The sequence below is a fragment of the Pseudobutyrivibrio sp. genome (genome assembly GCF_017471675.1).
Classification (GTDB): Bacteria; Bacillota; Clostridia; order Lachnospirales; family Lachnospiraceae; genus Pseudobutyrivibrio.
On record NZ_JAFUSK010000039.1, the window covers coordinates 40,590 to 63,076 of the forward strand.

17 protein-coding genes are annotated in these 22,487 nt (G+C 38.4%); 15 read left to right on the plus strand and 2 right to left on the minus strand.

The features are described 5' to 3' along the window. The 4 genes from IJ535_RS06880 to IJ535_RS06895 all read left to right on the plus strand — a co-directional run bounded on the left by IJ535_RS06880 (nucleotide 1) and on the right by IJ535_RS06895 (nucleotide 3,590). Entirely contained in the window at nucleotides 1–921 is a 921-nt protein-coding gene (locus IJ535_RS06880; protein ID WP_294300474.1) for a bifunctional riboflavin kinase/FAD synthetase, read from the plus strand. 98 nt (nucleotides 922–1,019) lie between these two features. After that, nucleotides 1,020–2,090 carry a C40 family peptidase gene (locus tag IJ535_RS06885; protein ID WP_294300477.1) on the plus strand — a complete coding sequence of 357 codons (1,071 nt, stop codon included), beginning with the start codon at nucleotides 1,020–1,022 and terminating at the stop codon, nucleotides 2,088–2,090. 107 nt (nucleotides 2,091–2,197) lie between these two features. Further along, nucleotides 2,198–2,707: an SEC-C metal-binding domain-containing protein gene (locus IJ535_RS06890; RefSeq protein WP_294300480.1), complete on the plus strand. Its 510-nt coding sequence runs from the start codon at nucleotides 2,198–2,200 to the stop codon at nucleotides 2,705–2,707. Nucleotides 2,708–2,804: 97 nt separating this feature from the next. Next, nucleotides 2,805–3,590, plus strand: coding sequence for a ZIP family metal transporter (locus IJ535_RS06895; RefSeq protein ID WP_294300483.1), 786 nt, complete (start codon nucleotides 2,805–2,807; stop codon nucleotides 3,588–3,590). Nucleotides 3,591–3,601: 11 nt separating this feature from the next. On the opposite strand, the gene aroA is transcribed toward IJ535_RS06895, so the two are convergent. Together aroA and IJ535_RS06905 are read right to left on the minus strand one after the other, a co-directional pair. Beyond that, nucleotides 3,602–4,879 (minus strand): 3-phosphoshikimate 1-carboxyvinyltransferase, encoded by a 1,278-nt coding sequence (gene aroA / locus IJ535_RS06900; RefSeq protein ID WP_294300486.1) that lies wholly within the window; start codon nucleotides 4,877–4,879, stop codon nucleotides 3,602–3,604. Then, the gene (locus IJ535_RS06905; RefSeq protein ID WP_294300489.1) at nucleotides 4,879–5,979 is read right to left on the minus strand and encodes a prephenate dehydrogenase; all 1,101 of its coding nucleotides are present in this window, start codon (nucleotides 5,977–5,979) and stop codon (nucleotides 4,879–4,881) included. The genes aroA and IJ535_RS06905 overlap by 1 nt, the downstream gene beginning before the upstream one ends. A gap of 226 nt (nucleotides 5,980–6,205) precedes the next feature. Here IJ535_RS06905 and IJ535_RS06910 point away from each other — a divergent pair, with 226 nt between their 5' ends. The 11 genes from IJ535_RS06910 to IJ535_RS06960 all read left to right on the plus strand — a co-directional run bounded on the left by IJ535_RS06910 (nucleotide 6,206) and on the right by IJ535_RS06960 (nucleotide 22,481). Continuing rightward, complete coding sequence (locus IJ535_RS06910) at nucleotides 6,206–8,302, plus strand: elongation factor G (protein ID WP_294300492.1); 2,097 nt, start codon at nucleotides 6,206–6,208, stop codon at nucleotides 8,300–8,302. Between the two features lie 56 nt (nucleotides 8,303–8,358). Continuing rightward, complete coding sequence (locus IJ535_RS06915) at nucleotides 8,359–9,072, plus strand: DUF3592 domain-containing protein (protein WP_294300493.1); 714 nt, start codon at nucleotides 8,359–8,361, stop codon at nucleotides 9,070–9,072. Nucleotides 9,073–9,370: 298 nt separating this feature from the next. Then, nucleotides 9,371–11,716: a hypothetical protein gene (locus IJ535_RS06920; protein ID WP_294300496.1), complete on the plus strand. Its 2,346-nt coding sequence runs from the start codon at nucleotides 9,371–9,373 to the stop codon at nucleotides 11,714–11,716. A 236-nt stretch (nucleotides 11,717–11,952) separates the two neighbouring features. Continuing rightward, nucleotides 11,953–12,957, plus strand: coding sequence for a hypothetical protein (locus tag IJ535_RS06925; RefSeq protein WP_294300502.1), 1,005 nt, complete (start codon nucleotides 11,953–11,955; stop codon nucleotides 12,955–12,957). Between the two features lie 19 nt (nucleotides 12,958–12,976). Continuing rightward, nucleotides 12,977–14,638, plus strand: coding sequence for a cation:dicarboxylate symporter family transporter (locus IJ535_RS06930; RefSeq protein ID WP_294300504.1), 1,662 nt, complete (start codon nucleotides 12,977–12,979; stop codon nucleotides 14,636–14,638). 107 nt (nucleotides 14,639–14,745) lie between these two features. Further along, a complete protein-coding gene (gene leuS, locus IJ535_RS06935; RefSeq protein WP_294300507.1) occupies nucleotides 14,746–17,151 on the plus strand; it encodes a leucine--tRNA ligase in 2,406 nt (801 codons plus the stop codon). 198 nt (nucleotides 17,152–17,349) lie between these two features. Then, complete coding sequence (locus tag IJ535_RS06940) at nucleotides 17,350–18,555, plus strand: NADP-dependent isocitrate dehydrogenase (protein ID WP_294300509.1); 1,206 nt, start codon at nucleotides 17,350–17,352, stop codon at nucleotides 18,553–18,555. 296 nt (nucleotides 18,556–18,851) lie between these two features. Then, nucleotides 18,852–19,607, plus strand: a complete 756-nt coding sequence (locus IJ535_RS06945) for a segregation and condensation protein A (RefSeq protein WP_294300559.1) — start codon at nucleotides 18,852–18,854, stop codon at nucleotides 19,605–19,607. 20 nt (nucleotides 19,608–19,627) lie between these two features. Then, nucleotides 19,628–20,200: an SMC-Scp complex subunit ScpB gene (gene scpB / locus IJ535_RS06950; protein ID WP_294300513.1), complete on the plus strand. Its 573-nt coding sequence runs from the start codon at nucleotides 19,628–19,630 to the stop codon at nucleotides 20,198–20,200. Between the two features lie 153 nt (nucleotides 20,201–20,353). Next, a complete protein-coding gene (locus IJ535_RS06955; protein WP_294300515.1) occupies nucleotides 20,354–21,679 on the plus strand; it encodes a carboxyl transferase domain-containing protein in 1,326 nt (441 codons plus the stop codon). A gap of 19 nt (nucleotides 21,680–21,698) precedes the next feature. Further along, nucleotides 21,699–22,481: an OadG family protein gene (locus tag IJ535_RS06960; RefSeq protein WP_294300516.1), complete on the plus strand. Its 783-nt coding sequence runs from the start codon at nucleotides 21,699–21,701 to the stop codon at nucleotides 22,479–22,481. The last annotated feature ends 6 nt before the right edge of the window (nucleotides 22,482–22,487 follow it).

A 22,487-nucleotide genomic window follows, 5' to 3' on the forward strand; every position in this document is an offset into this window, starting at 1 on the left:
ATGGAGTATTTACATTCACTTTTTGACACAAAACTAGATTGCGACACAGCAATTACAGTAGGTAAGTTTGATGGGGTTCACAGAGGACACCATCTACTTGCTTCTGATATTATCAGTAAGAATAATGAAGGCCTTGCCTCATGTATGATTACATTTACCAACTCACCTAGACAGGTGATTAATGATGACAACAGTCCTAGCTTAATCACCAATAAGGAGAGGATGTACATGCTTGAGCAAGGGGGCCTTAACTATCTAATAGAATGTCCTTTTGATGAAAGGCTGATGAACACAGAGGCTTTCGATTTCATCAAATTCCTTTGCGACAATCTTAACATGAAATATATGGTTTCAGGCTCTGATTTTACCTTTGGTAAATACGGAGCTGGTAATACCTCTATGCTTAAGGATATTTCTAAAGACCTTGGATTTGAATACAAGGAGATTAAGAAAATCCAGATTAACGATAGAGATATTAGCAGCACTTACATTCGAGAGGAGCTAAAGGAAGGCCATATTGGTATAGTAAATGAAATGCTAGGTTACGATTATTTTGTTTGGGGTGAAGTTGTTCACGGCGCACACCTTGGAACTAAAATCGGAATCCCTACTATTAATATTATGCCATCTGCTCTAAAGCTTGTTCCTAAGTTTGGAGTATATGTTACCACCATTGATTTTGATGGCAGAATCTACCATGGCGTTACTAATGTAGGAACAAAGCCGTCTGTATCAGATAAGAAGATAGTAGGCATTGAAACTCACATATTGGATTATAAAGGCGATTTATACGGAAAGTATGTAAAGGTAACCTTTAAAGCTTTCCTTCGTCCTGAAATGAAGTTTGGTTCTGTTGATGAGCTTAAGACACAGATGTCAAAGGATAAAATAGTAGCTAAAGATTATTTTAACAAGGGTTGATCATGATTTATTACATAATTGTTACAAAATCTTGACTACAGGTTGAACAATTGCTATAATACAGCTGTTGCGTTAAATGAATTAGTTTTGGAGGTTTTATGAAAAAGCGCATAATATCGGCTTTCTCATTAGTTTGTGCATCTGCACTTATTTTTGATTTTTGCTTAGATTCTAATAATAAAAATACACATACAGCATCTAATACAGAAGCTACACTTACAGCTGGTGCTATCACAGCTGGAGCTGTTGATATTGCATCACTTAATTCTATTTCAGTTACTGATTCAGATGCTATTGCTACTGCAAAATCACTTGGTGATATTTACGGCTATAATAATCTTGGTATCTGTAATGTTTCTGAGGGTAATCTTAATATCCGAGAGAGCGCATCTACAGATGGTAAGCTTGCTGGTAAGTTCCCTGCTAACGCTGGTTGCGAAATTCTTAGGGAAGAGGGAGACTGGAGCTACATTAAATCCGGTGAAGTAGAAGGTTACGTACTTACAGAATATCTTCTTACAGGTCAGGCAGCTTGGGATAAGGCTGTTGAGCTTGCAGAATATGTTGCTACAGCTAAGACAGGCGGTCTTCGTGTTAGAGCAGAGGGCAACACTGAATGTGAGATTATCTATCAGCTTGCAGAAGGTGAAGAAATAGCCATCCTTGATAATACACAGGATCAGGATTGGATTAAGGTAGATGTTGATGGTGATGAGGGTTATGTATATGCAGAATATGTAGATGTTGATCTTTCGCTTAAGACAGCTATGACACTTACTGAAGCAAGATATGGTGAGGGTGTTTCTGATGTCCGTTCAGCACTTTGCGATTACGCTCTTCAGTTTGTTGGTAACAGATATGTTTGGGGTGGAACATCCCTTACTAACGGTGTTGATTGCTCTGGCTTTACTATGCAGATTATGGCTAAGTACGGCGTATATCTTTCACATTCATCACGTGCTCAGGCTAACGAAGGAACTAAGGTTTCTACATCAGAGCTTAAGCCTGGTGACCTTATTTTCTACGGCAAGGGTGGACGCATCAACCATGTTGCTATTTATATTGGCGGTGGTCAGATTGTTCATGCATCTAATAAGCGTGATGGTATTAAGATATCTAATTATATGTACCGTACACCTATTAAATGCGTAAGAGTACTTTACGATTAATATTTGATTTTATAGGCTAGCTTCGGCTAGCCTTTTATTATGCATTGTGTTATAATTTCTATCGTGGCTTGCCACATATTTTGAGTAAAAGTTGGAGAGGAATTATTATGAGTTTGTTAGAAAACTGGCAAAAGATTGCCTACAACCAGAATCAATCACAGGCTGATTTACAGAAATTCTGGCAGAATTATTTTCTTTTAGAGAAAGGAATTTACGAGCAGCTTCTTAACGACCCTGATACAGAAGTTAAGGGTACAGTTAAAGAGCTTGCTGAGAAATATAACATCGAGGTTATGCCTATGGTTGGTTTCCTTGATGGAATTAACGAGTCACTTGTTACTCCTAACCCAATCGAGACAATGGAAGAGGATACAGTTGTTTCTCTTAAGTTTGATAAGGAAAAGCTTTTCAAGAACATGATTGATGCTAAGGCTGATTGGCTTTATGGTCTTCCACAGTGGGAGAACATCTTTGACGAGGACAAGAGAAAGGCTCTTACAAAGGAAGCTAAGAACATGCATACTATTGTTCGTTCAGAAAAGAAGGTTGGACGTAATGATCCATGTCCATGCGGTTCTGGCAAGAAGTATAAGCACTGCTGCATGAACAAGAAATAATTTTCTTTAGGAAAATTTATCATTAACATAATTTTAACAACATATAGCCCTCCTTTATGGTACATTATTATTGTACTGATAATGGAGGGCTATTTTTATGCATTTTAATATTAATATTATTTTAGGAATTTTAATCCCATTTATAGGTACCAGCTTAGGCGCTGGTATGGTTTTTATTTTAAAGGATAATATATCAGAGAAGCTTCAAAAGGTTCTAACGGGATTTGCCGCAGGTGTTATGGTGGCAGCTTCATTTTGGAGCTTGCTTTCACCAGCACTTGAAAGCAGCGAATATCTAGGAAGGCTTTCTTTTATACCAGCGGCTGTTGGTTTTTTAGTTGGTACATTCTTTTTGCTGTTTCTTGATATGGTAACACCACATATGCATATGGATAAGCAGACTGAAGGCCCTGAGAGTAAACTAAAAAGAACCACCAAACTGATTCTTGCTGTAACACTTCACAATATCCCTGAGGGAATGGCTGTAGGTGTTGTATATGCAGGTATAGTATCAGGACATGCTGGAATTGCAGCTGCAGGAGCTTTAGCCCTGTCACTTGGAATTGCTATTCAGAATTTTCCAGAGGGAGCTATTGTTTCCATGCCTCTTTTATCGGAAGGAATGCCAAAGGGCATGACCTTCTTATGGGGCGTTTTATCAGGCATAGTTGAGCCAATTGCTGCATTTATCACTATTCTTGCTGCAGGCCTTGTAGTACCGCTTATGCCTTATTTCCTATCATTTGCCGCCGGCGCTATGATGTATGTAGTAGTAGAGGAACTGATTCCTGAGATGTCCGAAGGAAAGCACTCTAACCTGGGAACAATCGCCTTCTCCCTAGGCTTTGTGCTTATGATGGTATTAGATGTAGCTTTAGGCTAAAAAAATAGCATTTATGAGAGAAGCCTATTTAATGTTTCAAAGAAATTAGGATATGAGATAACTGGGCACTTCTCATCATCAAAATCAGTCTTACCATCCGCAATCAACCCAGCCACCGCAAAGGCCATAGCAATGCGGTGGTCTTTATATGTCTTTATTGTAGTTCCCTGCAATTCTTTGCCGCCTACAATAATCATTCCATCATCAGTAGCCGTAACATCAGCTCCCATAGCCTTAAGATTCTCAGTAACCGTAGCAATTCTGTCACTTTCTTTAACCTTAAGCTCAGCGGCGTCCTTAATAATAGTAGTGCCAGAAGCCACTGCAGCCATCACAGCAATAACAGGAAGCTCATCTATAAGTGTAGGAATAATATCACCGGATATTTCGCATCCATGTAAGCTGCTTGTACTAACATGAATATCTGCAACAGGTTCCCCTGATACAATTCGTTCATTTAATAGTTCCAATTTTCCGCCCATATCTAAAGCAACTTTGATAATACCGGCTCTAGTTGGATTCGTATTTACGTTTTTAATTAACAAATCAGAATTTTCACATATAAGTCCTGCTGCAATAAAATAAGCAGCAGAAGATATATCACCAGGAACTGCTATCTTTTGACCTAAAAGCTTAGGATTACCAATAATAGATGCAGTAAGTCCTTCTGATTTAATGTCTGCACCAAAACCAGAAAGCATAAGCTCAGTGTGATTACGTGATACAACAGGCTCGGTAACAGATGTAATGCCATCAGCATATAATCCTGCAAGAAGCACACAGGATTTGACTTGGGCACTGGCAACAGGCGAATCATAGTGGATGGAATGTAGCTGACTTCCACCAATTTCCAGTGGGGCACAGCCATTATCTTTGATTGATTTGATATTAGCCCCCATCTGTGTTAAAGGTGTAATTATTCGTCCCATTGGACGCTTTTGGATGGACTCATCCCCATTTAATGAACTGATAAATGTTTGACCAGCTAAGATACCAGAAATAAGTCTGGTAGTAGTTCCACTGTTTCCTACATCTAACATATTAGAAGGGGCAGTTAGTCCGTGAAGGCCTTTTCCGTGAATCACTACATGGTCCTTATCCTGGGATATATCAATGCCCATGGCACGAAAACATGAAATAGTGCTTCTGCAATCAGCACCATCTAAAAATCCAGTAAGCTCTGTTATGCCTTCGGAGATGGCCCCAAACATAACACCTCTATGGCTTATGGATTTGTCTCCAGGAACTGTAATTTCACCCTTTAAACTTTTAGCTTTAGTAATTTTCATTAATTTGTCCTCTGTCGTACGTAATAATTGTTATGTGTAAGTACAGTCTTTGCCTTGTCCAAAGAATCCTGAGAGTAGAATTCTATACGAAGAACACCTGGCTCAAACTCACGGTTATGTATGATATCGATATTTTTAACGCTAATATCAGCATTGGCAAGTAGCTGAAGTACCCCAACTAAGGTACCAGGCTTGTCGTCAATGTCACAGTATAGCTCAAAGAATTTAAAGCTTCCACCATCAGGTATTGTGATTGAATCTCTGTAATCCTTAGCCTTAGTCCAAAGCTTAAGTATTTCATCAGCATCTCCGGATGCGATAGAATTTTCAAAATAGCTAAGCTGCTCCTTAAAATCCCCTATCAGTTTTAGCACAGCATCCTTGTTGCTAAGGAAAATGTGCTGCCACATAGTAGGAGAACCAGATGCGATTCTTGTTATGTCCTTAAATCCACCTGCTGCAATAGTTTTACAAATGTTTCGCTCATCATCATTGTCATTTACAAGATTGACAAGCGAAGCTGCAACTACATGTGGTAAGTGAGACACAGTGGCAGTAGCTTCATCATGCTCCTCTGGTGTAAGCTGAATAGGAATAGCCCCAAGGCTTTTTATGTAATCAGCAAACTGGCTATAGGTATCTTGGTTCATTTCAGGGTCAGCAGTTAATATATAGTATGCATTCTCAAGCAGGGAAGCAGAAGAATGTTCTAATCCTGTTAGCTCTGAGCCTGTCATTGGATGTCCGCCGATGAATTGATTTGTTATCCCAAGCTTTCTTGCTACAGCTGTAATATCTCCCTTTACGCTTCCAACATCAGTTATGATGCAATCAGGCTTAACAACATCTTTTAGCTTTTCAAGATATTCACAGTTTATTTTAACAGGAGAGCATAAGAATATTATGTCGCACTGGCCAAACTGGTGAATCTTAAGTAGTCCGTTGTTGTCAATTAGTCGTTCCTCAAATGCAGTCTCGATTGTAGCTTCTCTAGATGCTGTGGCAAGGATTCTGGTGTTAGGATAGATTTTAAGGATTGCTTTTGCAATGCTTCCACCTATAAGTCCAAGTCCAACAAAGCCGATTGTTTTTGTTTTCATAGCATGCCCCTTTTATCCATTACGCTTTAACACTTTAAAGCATTTATTTTATTTAATAATATCACATTTATGCATTGTAAATAGTCTGAATATTAGATAGAATGTATTTATAATATCAGTCAGCTAAGTATAAGCTGGTTGAAAATCTGACTAGAATGGGGATTCTAGTTTACATCAAGGCGCGGCGGGGTTTTAGGCGTCAAAAAATAGTTGGGAGGTACGGCACATGAAGGTTTTTACTACGGACAAGATTAGAAATGTTGTGTTACTTGGTCACAGCGGGGCGGGCAAAACCAGTCTCATAGAATCAATGGCATATCTGGCAGGTCAAATCACAAAGCCAGGTACCATCGAGGCTGGTAATACTATCAGCGACTATGACAAGTTGGAACAGAAAAACAAGTTTTCTATCTACACATCTTTAGCACCAATCATTTGGGGCGACACTAAGATTAATTTCCTAGATACACCAGGCTATTTTGATTTCGTCGGAGAGGTTGAGGAAGCTGTTAGTGCAGCTGACGCAGCTATTATTGTTATTTCAGGTAAAAGCGGAATTGAGGTTGGTACAAAGAAGGCTTGGGAGATGTGCGATAAGTTTAATCTGCCAAGAATGGTTTTTGTAACTGACATGGATATAGATGATGCCAGCTATCGAGAAATCGTGGAAGAACTTCAGGGTCTGTACGGCAAAAAGATAGCTCCTTTCCATCTTCCAATCAGAGAAAATGGAGAGTTTGTTGGCTATGTAAATGTTATTCAGCAGGTTGGAAAGAAATGGAAGGCAAGCGGTGCACCAGAGCATTGTGAGGTTCCAGATTACAATAAGGAATACTTAGAGAAATACCGTGAGGCACTGATGGAATCTGTTGCAGAAACATCAGAGGAATTCATGGATAGATATTTTGGTGGAGAAGAATTCTCTGAGGATGAAATTCGTCAGGCTCTCCGTGCCAATGTAGGAACAGGGGATATTGTTCCTGTTATGATGGGAAGCAATACACTGAACAGAGGTCAATACACTATGCTTGTAGATATTGTAAAATATCTTCCAAGCCCTGAAGACAGAAAGGTATCTGGAATTAACGCAAACACAAATGAGGTTTACGAGGCTAATTATGATTTCTCTAAGCCTAAGAGTGCTTACGTATTCAAGACAATCGTAGATCCTTTCGTAGGTAAATATTCACTTATTAAAGTAAATTCCGGTGTACTTAAGACAGACGATTTGCTTTATAACAAGCATAAGGAAACAGAAGAAAAAATCGGAAAGCTTTATATCCTGACAGGAAGTAAGGCAGAGGAGGTTCCAGAGCTTCACGCAGGAGACATTGGTGCACTTTCTAAGCTACAGAAGGTTGCCACCACAGATTCCCTTTCAACAAAGGCTAATCCAATTCTTTATATAAGAACACCTTTATCTACACCTTATACCTACAAGAGATATAAGGCTAAGAACAAGGGTGATGAGGATAAGATTGCACAGGCACTTGCAAAGCTGTGTGCAGAGGATCTTACTCTTAAGGTTGTAAATGATGGAGAAAACAGCCAGTCTCTTATTTATGGAATTGGTGACAGACACATTGATATGCTGGTGCAGAAGCTCAACGAAAAGTACAAGGTAGATATTGAGCTTAGTCAACCAAAGATTGCTTTCAAGGAAACAATCCGTGGCAAGTCAGATGTTGAATACAAATATAAGAAACAGACTGGTGGCCATGGTCAGTATGGACATGTAAAGATGACCTTTGAACCATCTGGCAATATGGAAGAGCATTACAACTTTACAGAATCAGTAGTAGGTGGTGCTGTTCCAAAGAACTATTTCCCAGCTGTTGAAAAGGGATTGCAGGAGGCAGTGCTTGCAGGTCCACTTGCAGCATATCCAGTAGTTGGAATCCATGCTAATCTGTATGATGGAAGCTATCATCCTGTAGATTCATCTGAAATGGCATTTAAGGTAGCTGCCAAGGGGGCTTTCAAGGAAGGTATCATGAAGGCAAATCCAATCCTGCTTGAGCCAATCGAAACACTTAAGGTAGTGGTTCCAGATGCATACACAGGCGATGTAATGGGTGACCTTAACAAGAGACGAGGCAGAGTACTTGGCATGAATCCTACAGATGCAGGTGGCAAGACCGAAGTGCTTGCAGAGGTACCAATGGCAGAGCTTTATGGCTACGATACCACACTTCGTTCTATGACAGGAGGCTATGGAACATTCTCTTATGAATTGGCAAGATACGAACAGGTTCCATCTGATGTACAGGCTAAGGAAGTGGAGCGAAGAGCTAACAAGATTAAGGATGTGGACGAAGAGTAAGTTTTTTGCAGGCTGCCTTGGGGCAGCCTGTTGTTAATTAGAAAACGGGGTGTTTTATGAAAAGAAAAATGCGAAAGTATGTAGTTGTACTACTAGGAGTTTTTTTTACTTTGTTTGGTATTGCAGTAATCGCACTAAACTTTTATAGAATTCAAATCAATAATGAATTTATGGAAAAAGCTGTTCCTGTGGAAGGCGAGATTGTCGATATTTCCCATACTTCATCAGGGACGGACTCTGACACCTATGATTATTACGCTTCTTATGAATTTAATGGTAAGGAATATAAACATGTAAAACTTTCGGTTGGGCAGACAAATCTATACGTAGGAAGGGAAATGATATTACTCATAGACCCTGATAATCCTGTTAACGTTAACACAGAAGAAAACATCTTACTTGAAAGAAAGATTTTATTTGGTATTGGTGGTTTTGCACTTGTAGTAGGTATGGGGATTCTTATTAGTACATTCCTAAGAAAGCTAAAGCATAAAAAACTGTTAGAAAATGGCAAGCATATATATGCAACGGTAGATAGCATAGAGCTTGATATGCAAAGAACATATATGGATAGACATCCATATGTTGTTAATTGCAGTTATGAGGATATTTCAACTAAAGAAAAATATTTCTTTAAGAGTCATCCTATTACCTTCAATCCAAACGAATTCTATAGACCTGGTGACAAAATAGATGTTTATATAGACCAATATAATAAAGATAAGTACTATGTGGAAGTACGTGATAAATCTGAAGATGGATTTATGTAAATCGAATATTTATTAGAAGGGCTTTACTAACGGTTCAATCCTTAGTAAAGCCCTTTATTATGCTGTTCACACATATTTTTTAAATTATTCACAATATAGATTTAATTATTTGCTATAAATATTGCAAGAAATAATTATCAAAGCGTTATATACAGTGTGACATTTGTGTGACATATAGTTTTATATAATGCTAATAACAAATAACAAATGGCACATCAATTGAGTGAGAAGGTTCATGTATTGCATTTTAAGTTAAGGAGGTAGCAATATGAGAAAATGATTAATAGCTCTTATGCTAATGGCAATATTTGCATTTGAGCAAACCAATGTGCTTACTGCATTTGCAGAAGAAAATTCGGGTGCGGGGTATACACCTTTATACGATGAATATGGAAATGAAGTTGATTACACTGGTCAATTGAATGATCCTAATTTCCTTGCTAATTTTGATAATTCAACAGAAAATGTAACTGAGAAAACAAATACTACTAATAATAGCAATACACCAACTAATGTATATGATAATGCTAATGCATCTGGTGATTATAGGCCAATTTATGATGAGCAAGGAAATGAAGTTAACCCGGTTGATATATTGGCATCAAAAAAGACAAATATTAATATTCCAATCTTTGATAAAGATGGAAATACAATTAATCCTACAGATCTGGAAGGCAAACTATATGATTTATATGGTTCTGAATTCAGATATATAAAAGTATATGATGAAGCTGGTAATGAAATAGACTGGTGCGGATTACTTAATAACGTAGAAGAATGGAACGCAAGAGGATTCTATACTGTTACTTACGTAGATTCATTTGATAATAGTGTGATTGATACTATTGTTGTACCAAAGGACGCAAGTGTGACTCAAATTCCAACTCCACCTGTACATGAGAATTATACATTCTTAACATGGGTAGGAAATTCAAATAATGTACAGAAGAACGAAACAGTTACAGCTGTTTACTTAGAATCAACACCAAGGCTTGATCTTTTTGGTTATGTAAATGATCTTAATGATTTCATAGAATTCTATGTTTATGGAACAAGAACTAATTATGATGGAGTTCTTACATCTGATTTATCCAAGGTTAATTTAAAGCTTAGTGATTATACCTGGACAGATGATGAGGGACGTGTATTCACACCTGATGAAGAAGGCAATTTTATAAACTCACAAACTGGAAATAAGTTTTCTATTTATTCCAAATCTAAAGTTCCTGATATAACTACAGATACATCAGTATCTATAGTAACAGATGATGGTAATATAGTTGCCACTGATGATGAAAAGATAAAAGATCTTGAAGCTTTAGCTGTTTCCTCCGCAAAGACTGCTGTAAAAGATACAACTAAAGCTTGTATAAAGGCATTGACAAAATCGCTAGGTGTTGATCCATTATCGGGTGCTTTTGAAAAACTTATACTAGGTGTATTAGGGCTACAAGGCGAAGATGATACCAGTAAGATTATAGACGAAATTAAAGAAGTTGATAAAAATCTAAAAAAGGCAGAGCAAGAATTAAAGCTCCAGACTTTAAATGTTGCAGAGTTTACAACACAGGCTAGTAAGATACAAGAAGTTGTTGGCGCCTCACAAGCATTAGAGCATCGAATAGATGGTATTATGGTTGATTATAATAGGGGCGAAATTGATGCAGCTAGACGTGACATGGAAATAGCAGCTTTATATGATAGACCAGCATGGGATAATTTAGATACAGCTTTAAATAATGCTACTAGTGTGTTTGAAACTGGCAATCCAAGTGCGTATAATGGTGACTCAATCATTATGAAAGCATATAAATTGGAATGTAATAACGTTATGTTTTCAAAAGAAGCGGAAGTAGCAATTACTCCATATGTCTTGAGGCAAATAAGTGTATATCTTAGAGGCTATGCGGTTCAAAATATGATACTAGACGCTTGTGAAAAGACAAAGTATGACGCTGTAGGAGTAGCTAATGCTAGAAAAGTAATGCTTGAAAGAACAGGTGGCATAGTTGATGGTAAATTTAATCCAAATAGTGAAGGTATAATTACTAATTTCTACACCTTTGTTAATAATAATAGTGATTTTATTTTCGTGAATAAGTCTCAGGATCCTACTCAGCATATAGCTTTAAAAGGCGAAATCGACATATATAATGGTGAGAATGATTGCTATAAACATGAAACTCGTGGTAGAGGTCGTCATAGCAGTGGTGTTACAGTAACCGTCTGGAGCTTACCTAAAGAAATCACTAACTATACATTATCTGAAGAACAGGTTAAGGCAATAGCAGATTATTGTACAGCTAAGGGTTATACAATATCTGAATACCTATTTGACAAAGTTGGATTTACATGTGGTAAAGGAATAGATGAGGCGACTAATGTTACTATTGATGCTGCAGTCAAAATGTTATCATATTCACCTTTAATTAAAGGTACAGATAGTGAGATTAGAACAGGAATTTTTAAATCTAGTTATATCCTTGCAGGACCACATGCAAAAGGTAAAGATGATTTTACTAGTTATTATTTTAATGCAGTAGAAATAAATAAAAAGGGTGCTAACATTGAAAAAACAGAATTCTATAATCTGTGGAGCAGAAATAAAACAAACTATACCATTTTGATTTTCCAAAGGCAGTAAAATATGACGTTTGAAGAATAATAGTAAAACCATATAGAATTAACTCAATATAAAGAATAGTCCCTCTTCTAGTGGAAAGACCACTGAAGGGGGATTTTTATTTGTCTACAATGTACACAATTTCGAAAAATTTATCTGATATCATATTTTCTGTAATAAATAACAGTTACACTGGATGAACTGCCATACGAATCAGTTTTCACATGAATAAATAATCAAAATATGAGGAGGTACATATGAAGAGATTATTTGGGGTAGTAATTTCATTAAGTATGATTTTTTTATTGATGGGCTGCACTTTTGAAATCAGTAAACATAAAGACACAGATAATGGTTCATTTGAATGGACTAGAACAGGATATTTTCAAGATGATAATATGAATACTCTGTACATTGATGAATCCCAACTTGACGAATATCCAGGTTGGTTTGTTGGACTGTATAATACAAGTGAAATGCACGGCTGGTATATTGAACAGGTAGGTGAAACTCTTTACGGAGATCTTACTGCTGAAGGTGAGGATGGGGAATTCATAGTAACAGTTTCAGAAGAAGGTGAAGATGGAGTTTTAGTAGAGGTTGAAAATGGTGATACATATCATTTCAAACCACAGGATGAAACAGCTTTAGCAGAAGGTTATTCAGTCACCTTAAACATCGATGGAATGGGTGAAGTTGCCTATATGGAGGGAACAGAAGCTCAATTTACTGATGATGATTACTATCAGTCATCTCAAATAAATATTGATGAACCAGCTACATATACATTATCTGCAAGAACTCTAGATGAAGGTTGGTCGTTTGTTAAATGGACTAAAGATGGTGAAGATTACGCTGCAGAGCCTACAGTTACCTATGATGTAGATGGAAGTGCGGACTTTGTAGCAGTATTTGAATTCTTTGATGGTAATGTAGAGTATGACTATGGAGAATCAGATATCTATACACAAGAAGATATGGATAGTGCAATAAATGTAATCTTGGATGAATTTGATACCTGGGAAGGTTATGAATTACATAATGTGAGATATATTTCGGATGATTGTGCTGATGATATATATCTTGAATGGCTTAATGGTAATGAAAACAATTATACAGAATGTATTGAATTTGTAACTGATTTTAGAACCCCTCTTGAAGACACAGAAGTAGTAAGCGCCAATTGTATCTATAAAGATTGGGAGTGGTGGCTTGCAAGAGAAGATGGTGGACAATGGGAATTAGTTAGTTATGGATATTAATGACTTTTATTTGTAGAATATGAGAAAACATATAAGAATTCCAGCAAAATATAATGCCGTTGATGGGGTGTTAAATAGCGTTAATGGTATTTTAAAAAAGCATAATGTATCAACCAAGGAAATAGGCAGGGCGATTCTTACTGTGGAGGAGGCTTTAGGCAGTCTTATAGATCATGCTGAAAGTGACAGCGAAATTGACATAGCAATTAATAGCATCTTTGGCAAAACTACCATAGAATTTCATTCTACAGGAGAGGAATTTAGTATCTCAGATGGTATTAAAGGTGTGAAGGAATCTATTGATTGTGTTGATGGTGACGAAGCACAAAACATAATCAGAGGTGCTTTATTTAAGGCTTATGTAGATGATTTACAGTATAATCACAAGTTAGGAAAAAATAATGTAAAAATGACTATACATAAATCCAAGCATATCCTTTTATATAGGACGCTAGGGGCTCTATCACTTGCATTATTATCCGGGCTACTGCTTACGGGCATAGGGGCAGATTCATTTAATGAAAATCTCTGTCACTATTTGCTTGTTCCTGTCAAAACTATGTTTTTAAATGCTCTAAAGGCTATTGTTGCGCCAGTGGTTTTCTTTTCAATTATTTCATGTGTTAGTGGTTTTTCAAACTATAAGGAGCTTGGAAGAGTTGGCATCAAAACCCTTATATCATATTTTTGCACCACATTAATTGCGACTTTTGTTGGGATAATGACCTTCCTTTTATTAAAGCCTGGAAGGGAAATTGTTAATCATCCGGATTTTGTGGAAGAGCAAGCAGAAAAGACCTCTTTGTCTGATATGTTATTAGATAGCATAGTAGGCGTTGTTCCTGATAATTTTGTAAAACCTTTTTTGGAATCTAATATGCTACAGCTAATCTTTTTGGCAATCCTATGTGGAATTGCTGTTGGCATGATTGGTGAATATTCAACTTCACTTAGAAATCTTTTGCAGGCTTTTAATGAGCTTTTTTTAAAGATTATTTCTATAATTATGCTATTTATGCCAATTGCTGTATACTGCTCAATCACATCACTTATACTTACACTTGGGGTAGATACTTTGCTTTCTCTTATTGGCATAGTTGCATCATTATTGTTTGGCATAATATGTATGATGATTATTTATTGCCTGTTACTTTTAATTTTTGGAAGGCTTAATCCTATTGTATTTCTTAAGAAATATTTTCCAACTATGCTTAATGTATTTTCTATTGCTGCCAGCAATCCGGCAATTCCTATCAATATGGAAGCCTGTGAGAAGAAATTAGGTATAGACAAAAAGGTGTATAGCTTTTCCATTCCTCTTGGAGCTACCATCAATATGGATGGAACTTGTATTTTTCTTGCGGTACAAGCACTAGCACTTGCTAAAATGTACGGGGTAAATGTCTCGGTTGCGGCAATGTTATCATTTGCCCTTTCTATTATTATATTCTCTATTGGTGCACCAGGTGTGCCAGGAGGCTTGATAATATGTTTATCCGCGCTTTTAACTCAGCTTAATGTGCCTACCAGCGCCTTAGAGCTTGTTATAGGAATAAGCCCGATAGTAGGAATGTTTTTAGCAGTCAGCAATTGCTTGGGAGATGTGGTAGTAACAACAATAGTTGCCAATAGCGAAGGATTATTAGATAAACAAAAGTTTTTAAAGAGTTACAGGACTTAATTATTGCTTATATATAAAAAATTATTTTAAGCTGTGTAGATTTATTGCAAATCTACACAGCTTTTATTATAATTCTTGTTTAGTTAGATTATTACGAGGTGAAATAGATGAAGCACAATTTTAAAGCAATTGAGAAAAAATGGCAGGCAGCCTGGGAAAAAGACGATATTTTCAAGGCTGTTGATGGTTCTGATAAGCCTAAGTTCTATGGATTGGTTGAGTTCCCATATCCATCAGGTGCTGGTATGCACGTTGGTCATATCAAGGCTTATTCTTCTGTTGAGGTAGTTTCTAGAAAGCGTAGAATGCAGGGCTACAATGTATTATTCCCTATCGGATTCGATGCATTTGGTCTTCCTACAGAGAATTACGCTGTAAAGACAAACACTCATCCTAGAAAGATTACTGACGACAACATTAAGAAGTTCACTAAACAGCTTAAGAGCGTAGGTTTTTCTTTTGATTACAGCCGTACAATCGACACAACTCAGGAGGATTACTACAAGTGGACTCAGTGGATTTTCCTTAAGATGTTCGAAAAGGGTCTTGTATTCAGAGATAAGACTTTAGTTAACTACTGTCCACATTGTAAGGTAGTTCTTTCAAACGAGGATTCACAGGGCGGTAAGTGTGATATCTGCGATACTGATGTTATCCAAAAGGAAAAGGATGTTTGGTATCTTCGTATTACAGAGTACGCTGATAAGCTTCTTGAGGGACTTAACGGACTTGATTTCCCTGAGAACATTAAGCAGCAGCAGGTTAACTGGATCGGTAAATCTAAGGGTGCCTTTGTTAATTTTACATTAGATGGTATTGAGGACAAGCTTGAGATTTATACAACTCGTCCTGATACGCTTTGCGGTGTTACATTTATGGTTATTGCACCAGAGCACCCATACATTGATAAGTACGCTGACAAGATTTCTAACATGGACGCTATCTTAGCTTACAGAGCTGAGTGTCAGAAGAAGTCTGAGTTCGAGCGTACACAGCTTGTTTCTAAGGACAAGACAGGCGTTAGGGTAGAGGGCTTTGATGCAATCAACCCAATCACTGGCAAGAAAATTCCTGTATATATTTCAGATTACGTAATGATGGGCTACGGTACAGGTGCTATCATGGCTGTTCCTGCTCACGACCAGCGTGACTGGGATTTTGCTACCAAGTTTGGCATCGATATCATCCCTGTTATCGAAGGTGGCGATGTTACTAAGGAAGCATACACAGGCGAAGGTAACATGATTAACTCAGAGTTCTTAAATGGTCTTAACAACAAGAAGGACTCTATTGATAGAATGATTTCAGAGCTTGAGAAATTAGGCTGCGGTAAGGCTGGTGTTCAGTTCAAGATGAAGGATTGGGCATTTAACAGACAGCGTTACTGGGGCGAGCCTATTCCAATTGTTCACTGTCCTACATGTGGCGATGTTGCAGTCCCATTTGAGGAGCTTCCACTTAAGCTTCCAGTAATGGAGAAGTTCGAGCCTGGTACTGATGGTGAGTCACCACTTGCAAGAGTAGAAAGCTTTGTAAATTGCAAGTGTCCTAAGTGTGGTGGTGCTGCAAAGCGTGAGACAGATACTATGCCACAGTGGGCTGGTTCATCTTGGTACTTCCTTCGTTACATCGATCCACACAACGATAATGAATTTGCTGCTATGGACAAGCTTAACTACTGGATGCCAGTTGATTGGTATAACGGTGGTATGGAGCACGTTACACGTCACTTAATTTACTCACGTTTCTGGCATCACTTCCTTTATGACCTTGGTGTAGTTAATACTCCAGAGCCATATTTAAAGCGTAGCGCTCAGGGTATGATTCTTGGTGAGGATGGACAGAAGATGTCTAAGTCTCGTGGAAACGTTATTGACCCACTTGATATTGTAGATGCTTATGGTGCTGACACACTTCGTACTTACGTACTTTTCATGGGTGATTACGGCGCAGCAGCTCCTTGGTCAGATGCTTCAGTTCGTGGATGCAAGAGATTCTTAGAGCGTTTTGCAGGTCTTACAGACATAGTTTCAGATGAAGCTAACAGCGAAAAGATTGAGACAGGTATTCAAAAGACAATCAAGAAGGTTTCAGAAGATATCGAAGCTATGAAGTACAACACAGCTATTGCAGCTATGATGGGACTTCTCAACGATATCGTTGCCGAAGGACATATTACAAAGGACAATCTCGTTATCCTTGTTAAGCTTCTTTGCCCATTTGCTCCACATCTTGCAGAAGAGATGTATGCAGAGCTTGGTGGCGAAGGCTACTGTTCACTTGCTGCATGGCCAGAATACGACCCTGCCAAAATCGTAGAATCTACTATCGAAATCGCAGTTCAGGTCAACGGCAAGCTTAAGGCTACAATTACCATCCCTAATGGATGCGACAAAGACACAGCTCTTTCCACAGCCAAGGCTGACGAAGCTGTCGCAAAGGCTCTTGATGGCAAGAACCTCGTAAAAGAAATCTACGTACCTAACAAGATCGTAAACCTCGTAGTAAAGTAGATTAATCATAGTTACTAAATTTTTTTCATGAGCCAAATGTTTCTCAACCTTGGCAAGCGCGAGCAGGGAGGCACCATACCGAGCATGGGAAGGACCTACGCCGGCGGGAGGGTTCCCATGCGAAAGTATGGGGGGTGCCCTGCGGGAGCACGGAAACCTCGGCAACATTTGGCGGACTAAAGTGTAAGGAGAATAAGTATGAGCAAGATTCAGATGACAACACCCCTAGTAGAGATGGATGGCGACGAGATGACTCGTATCCTCTGGCAGATGATTAAGGATGAGCTATTGCTTCCATTTATTGATTTGAAGACAGAGTATTACGATCTTGGATTAGAGAACAGAAATGAGACAGATGATAAGGTTACAGTGGAATCCGCTGAAGCTACTAAGAAGTATGGCGTTGCCGTAAAGTGCGCTACAATCACTCCTAATGCTGCTCGTATGACAGAGTATAATCTTAAGGAGATGTGGAAGAGTCCTAACGGTACAATTCGTGCAATCCTTGATGGTACTGTGTTTAGAGCTCCAATAGTTGTAAAGGGCATTGACCCAAATGTTAAGACCTGGAAGAAGCCTATTACAATTGCCCGTCATGCATATGGTGACGTTTATAAGAACACTGAAATGCGAATTCCAGGTGCTGGTAAGGTTGAGCTTGTATATACTAATGCAGATGGTGTTGAAGAGCGAGCACTTGTTCATACATTTAATGGACCTGGCGTAGTTCAGGGACAGCATAATATTGATGATTCTATTGAGAGCTTTGCTCATAGCTGCTTTAAGTTTGCTCTTGATACAAAGCAGGATTTGTGGTTTGCTACAAAGGATACTATCTCAAAGAAGTATGACCATAGATTCAAGGATATTTTCCAGGAGATATTTGATAAGGAATATAAGGATGCTTTCGATAAAGCGGGTATCGAATACTTCTATACACTTATTGATGATGCAGTAGCTCGTGTTATGAAGTCTGAGGGTGGATTTATCTGGGCATGTAAGAACTATGATGGTGATGTTATGTCAGATATGATTTCATCAGCCTTCGGTTCACTTGCTATGATGACTTCAGTTCTTGTTAGCCCTGCTGGCTACTATGAATACGAGGCTGCTCACGGTACAGTACAGCGTCACTATTATAAGCATCTTAAGGGCGAGGAGACATCTACTAACTCTGTAGCTACAATCTTTGCCTGGACAGGAGCTCTTAGAAAGCGCGGAGAGCTTGATAACATCCCTGAGCTTTCAGCATTTGCTGATAAACTTGAGAAGGCTTGTATCAAGACAATCGAGGATGGCAAGATGACTAAGGATTTGGCACTTATCACTTCAATCGAGAACCCTACAGTTCTCAATTCTCGCGATTTCATCATCGAAATCCGCAAGACCCTAGAGTCCCTCTAGAATTGTCAGACTACTAAATCTAGTGGTCACTCATATTGACATGCACAATATAGTCTTTTATAATAGTCTCATGCGTAGTCTCTACGTGTGAGACTATTTTATGTTCGTAGAAGATTGTAATGAATCTGTAGATCATTAATCAAAATGCCACACAACCTTGGCGAGCGCGAGGAAGAGGGCCCCATGGAGTTAAGGAGGGACCCTTTAGGGAGGTTCCCTTGACTCCAATGGGAGATGGCTTCCGGGAGCACGGAGTACTAGGATGCATTTTGATGGATAGGAAGGGAGAATTTATTTTGGAGATGCATGTAAAGCTTCAGGCGTTTGAGGGTCCTTTGGATTTACTTTTGCACCTGATAGATAAGAATAAAGTTGATATTTATGATATTCCTATTGTTGAGATTACAGACCAATATATGGAATACGTTAGGGCTATGGATAATAGTGATTTGGATGTTATGAGCGAGTTCTTGCTTATGGCTACCACACTTCTTGATATTAAGAGCCGCATGCTTCTTCCACGTGAAGAGAAGGAAGAGGAGGATGTGGAAGAAGAGGATCCACGTGCAGAGCTTGTTCAACAGCTCCTTGAATATAAGATGTATAAGACTATTTCTTATGAGCTTAGGGATAGACAGATGGATGCAAGCCTTGTGTTTTATAAGGAGCCTACTATTCCTGAGGAGGTTCTTAAGTATGAGCAGCCTGTTGATTTGGAAGAGCTTATGGGTGATTTAACACTTAATAAGCTGAATGATATTTTTAATCAGGTTCTTAAGAGACAGGATAATAGAAGGGACCCAATCCGTTCTACATTTGGTAAGATTAAGAAGGAAGAGGTTTCCCTTGAGCAGAAGATGGAGTGGACTATCGCTTTTGCCAAGGCGCATAATACATTTAGCTTTAGAAATCTTCTTGAGGCAGCACATTCTAAGACAGAGGTTATTGTTACATTCCTTTGTATTTTGGAGATGATGAAGGCTGGTCAGATTAATATTGCACAGGAAGATACATTTGCAGATATTTTGATTGAATCTAAGATTGCTGCATAATACTTTGATATGGAGAGAATATGGAATTAGCAGAGATTAAAAATATAGTAGAGGGCATTTTGTTTGCTATGGGTGGTACTGTTGAGCCATCTAAGATAGCTAAGGCTCTTGAGATTGATGATAAGCAGGTTGTAGAGGCTATTTTGGCCTTGAAGGAAGATTACGAAAAGGATAATAGAGGTATTACTATTACAGAAATAGATGGGGCTTACCAGATGTGTACCAGCCCTGATATTTATGAATATCTTATTAGAATAGCTAAGCAGCCAAAGAAGTACGTTCTTACAGATGTTCTTCTTGAGACACTTTCTATTATTGCTTATAAGCAGCCTATTACTAAATCTGAGATAGAAAAAATCAGGGGTGTTTCCTGTGATTTTGCTGTTTCAAAGCTTGTGGAGTTTGGGCTTTGTACAGAGCTTGGTCGTCTTGATGCCCCAGGCCGTCCTATGCTTTTTGGTACTACAGAGGAGTTTTTACGTTCATTTGGCGTAAGCTCTATCGAAGAGCTTCCAGAGCTTTCTCAGACACAGATAGAAGAGTTCAAGCAGGAGGCTGAAAACGAAGCTAATAATGTAGAGGTTACAATCTAATTGTCAATCAAAAAACCACCCAAATTTTAGGGTGGTTTTTTTGACATATTTTTAACATAATTTTAACACAACTGCATTGAAAATATGGGGCAAAAACGATATCATTATACTTGCGAGAAATTTTGAAATATTTTATATAAATGGAGGTATAAGATGGGTAGTGATTCAAATCAGGCTCAGGCTAGAATCAATGCTTTATTGGACGAAAACAGCTTCGTTGAGTTGCAGTCATTAGTCACAAGCAGAAACACAGATTTTAACCTGAATGCAAAAAAAGAACCATCAGATGGTGTAATTATTGGACATGGTCTTGTAGACGGAACCTTAGTTTTCGTATTCAGCCAGAATGCCGATGTTTTAGGCGGTACAATTGGTGAAATGCATGCTAAGAAGATTCTTTCTCTTTATGACATGGCTCTTAAGGTAGGAGCTCCAGTAATTGGCTTTATTGATTGTGGCGGTGTTCGTCTACAGGAGTCTTTTGATGCTCTTGAGGCACTTGGTTCAGTAATCGAGAGAGCAGCTGATGTTAAGGGGGTTATTCCTCAGCTTATGTGTGTAGCTGGCAACTGCGGTGGTGGACTTTCAGTTCTTCCTTCACTTGCAGATTTCACATTTATGGTTGAAGGCGCTTCACTTTACATCAATTCACCAGATACTATTACTGGCAATGATTGTGATACTTCATCTGCTAAGTTCCAGTTTGAAGAAGCTGGTACAGTAGATTGCGTAGGTTCCCTTTCAGAGGTTGTTGCTTCAATTAGACAGGTTATCTCTATGATTCCTAACGATATCGTAGAGGCATCTGATGATCTTAACAGAGCAGCAGAGGGACTTAATAGCAAGCTTACAGATGCAGCTTTAGTTGCAACAGAGCTTGCAGATAACAGACAGTTTATCGAGCTTAAGGCTGGTTTTGCTAAGGAAATGGTTACAGGTCTTATGAAACTTGACGGTGTAACAATCGGTGTGGTTGGTAACCGTGAGGTAGACGGTGAGGCTTACCTTTCAGCTGCAGGCTGTGAGAAGGCAGCTGATTTCGTTGATCTTTGCGATATGTACGAAATCCCAGTTCTTTCTATTACAAATGTTGCAGCATTTAAGTCTTGCAAGTGCCAGGAAAGACGTCTTCCAAGAGCTCTTTCACAGATGACACAGAGATTTGTAGATGCTAGCGTACCAAAGCTTAACCTTATTACAAAGCAGGCTTATGGTACTCCTTATGTTCTTATGAACTCTAAGGCACTTGGAGCTGATTTAGTATACGCTTTTGATTCAACATCAGTTGGAGCTATGGAAGCTTCTAAGGCAGCTAAGATTCTTGCAGATAATGGCACTGATGCAGCTGCTATCGAAAAGGATTACGCTTCTTTACAGGATAGCGCACTTACAGCAGCAGCTCATGGACATATTGATAGAATTGTTTCTATGGCAGATGCTAGAAAATACATTATTGCAGGATTTGAAATGTTCTTTTAGAGCAGGAAGGTGAAACATTATGAGAAAAAATTTATTAATGGTTTTATGCACCTTGGCTTTAATGCTTGGCCTTACTGCTTGTGGAAGCAAAGCTGATGAAACAATCGGTGGTCTTCCAGTTTCAAACTACGAAACAATGCTTAAGAATACAATGTCTCAGTTAGAGCAGATTGATGACCTTACAGCAGATAGCTATATTACACAGGCTGAAAGCTCAGATGATCAGGTTTCAGCTGGCTTGTTCGCTGATTGGAAAGAATGCTATAGCTTAAAGGGTGATTTCGTAGATTACTATGATAACAATGCAGTAGTTGGTGGCGTCAATATTGGAAGCTTCAACATTGGCGGAATCAAGGCATTTGATGTAGCAAAGTCAGGTAAAACAATTACAGCAACACTTATCGGACATTATTCTAAGAGAGATTTAAAGCTCACAGTTGTATTTAATGCAAATGATATGAAGAGCGGTGCTACTGCTATCAATATCGAGCCTGTATATTCTCTTGGAGAAACAATGGCTAAGGCAGGACTTAATACAGTAATGGGTATCCTTATTGTATTTGCAATGCTTGTTGTAATGTCTGGTATTATTAAGAGCTTCGAGCTTATTTCTAAGGTTCAGAACAGCGCAAAGGCTAAGGAAGAGGCAGTAGCCCAGGCACCTGTAGCAGCTGTATCTGCACCAGTTAAAAATGAAACAGATGATTTGCAGTTAGTAGCAGTTATCGCTGCCGCAATTGCTGCAAGCACAGGCGCTTCTACAGATTCGTTTGTAGTTCGTTCAATTAAGAAAAGACGTTAGAGTTTA

Coding starts and splice junctions, on each gene's coding strand:
- IJ535_RS06955 (WP_294300515.1), top strand. CDS start 20,354: ATGGGTAGTGATTCAAATCAGGCTCAGGCTAGAATCAATGCTTTATTG.
- IJ535_RS06890 (WP_294300480.1), top strand. CDS start 2,198: ATGAGTTTGTTAGAAAACTGGCAAAAGATTGCCTACAACCAGAATCAA.
- IJ535_RS06915 (WP_294300493.1), top strand. CDS start 8,359: ATGAAAAGAAAAATGCGAAAGTATGTAGTTGTACTACTAGGAGTTTTT.
- IJ535_RS06930 (WP_294300504.1), top strand. CDS start 12,977: ATGAGAAAACATATAAGAATTCCAGCAAAATATAATGCCGTTGATGGG.
- leuS (WP_294300507.1), top strand. CDS start 14,746: ATGAAGCACAATTTTAAAGCAATTGAGAAAAAATGGCAGGCAGCCTGG.
- IJ535_RS06885 (WP_294300477.1), top strand. CDS start 1,020: ATGAAAAAGCGCATAATATCGGCTTTCTCATTAGTTTGTGCATCTGCA.
- IJ535_RS06905 (WP_294300489.1), bottom strand. CDS start 5,979: ATGAAAACAAAAACAATCGGCTTTGTTGGACTTGGACTTATAGGTGGA.
- IJ535_RS06940 (WP_294300509.1), top strand. CDS start 17,350: ATGAGCAAGATTCAGATGACAACACCCCTAGTAGAGATGGATGGCGAC.
- scpB (WP_294300513.1), top strand. CDS start 19,628: ATGGAATTAGCAGAGATTAAAAATATAGTAGAGGGCATTTTGTTTGCT.
- IJ535_RS06895 (WP_294300483.1), top strand. CDS start 2,805: ATGCATTTTAATATTAATATTATTTTAGGAATTTTAATCCCATTTATA.
- aroA (WP_294300486.1), bottom strand. CDS start 4,879: ATGAAAATTACTAAAGCTAAAAGTTTAAAGGGTGAAATTACAGTTCCT.
- IJ535_RS06880 (WP_294300474.1), top strand. CDS start 1: ATGGAGTATTTACATTCACTTTTTGACACAAAACTAGATTGCGACACA.
- IJ535_RS06960 (WP_294300516.1), top strand. CDS start 21,699: ATGAGAAAAAATTTATTAATGGTTTTATGCACCTTGGCTTTAATGCTT.
- IJ535_RS06925 (WP_294300502.1), top strand. CDS start 11,953: ATGAAGAGATTATTTGGGGTAGTAATTTCATTAAGTATGATTTTTTTA.
- IJ535_RS06920 (WP_294300496.1), top strand. CDS start 9,371: ATGGCAATATTTGCATTTGAGCAAACCAATGTGCTTACTGCATTTGCA.
- IJ535_RS06910 (WP_294300492.1), top strand. CDS start 6,206: ATGAAGGTTTTTACTACGGACAAGATTAGAAATGTTGTGTTACTTGGT.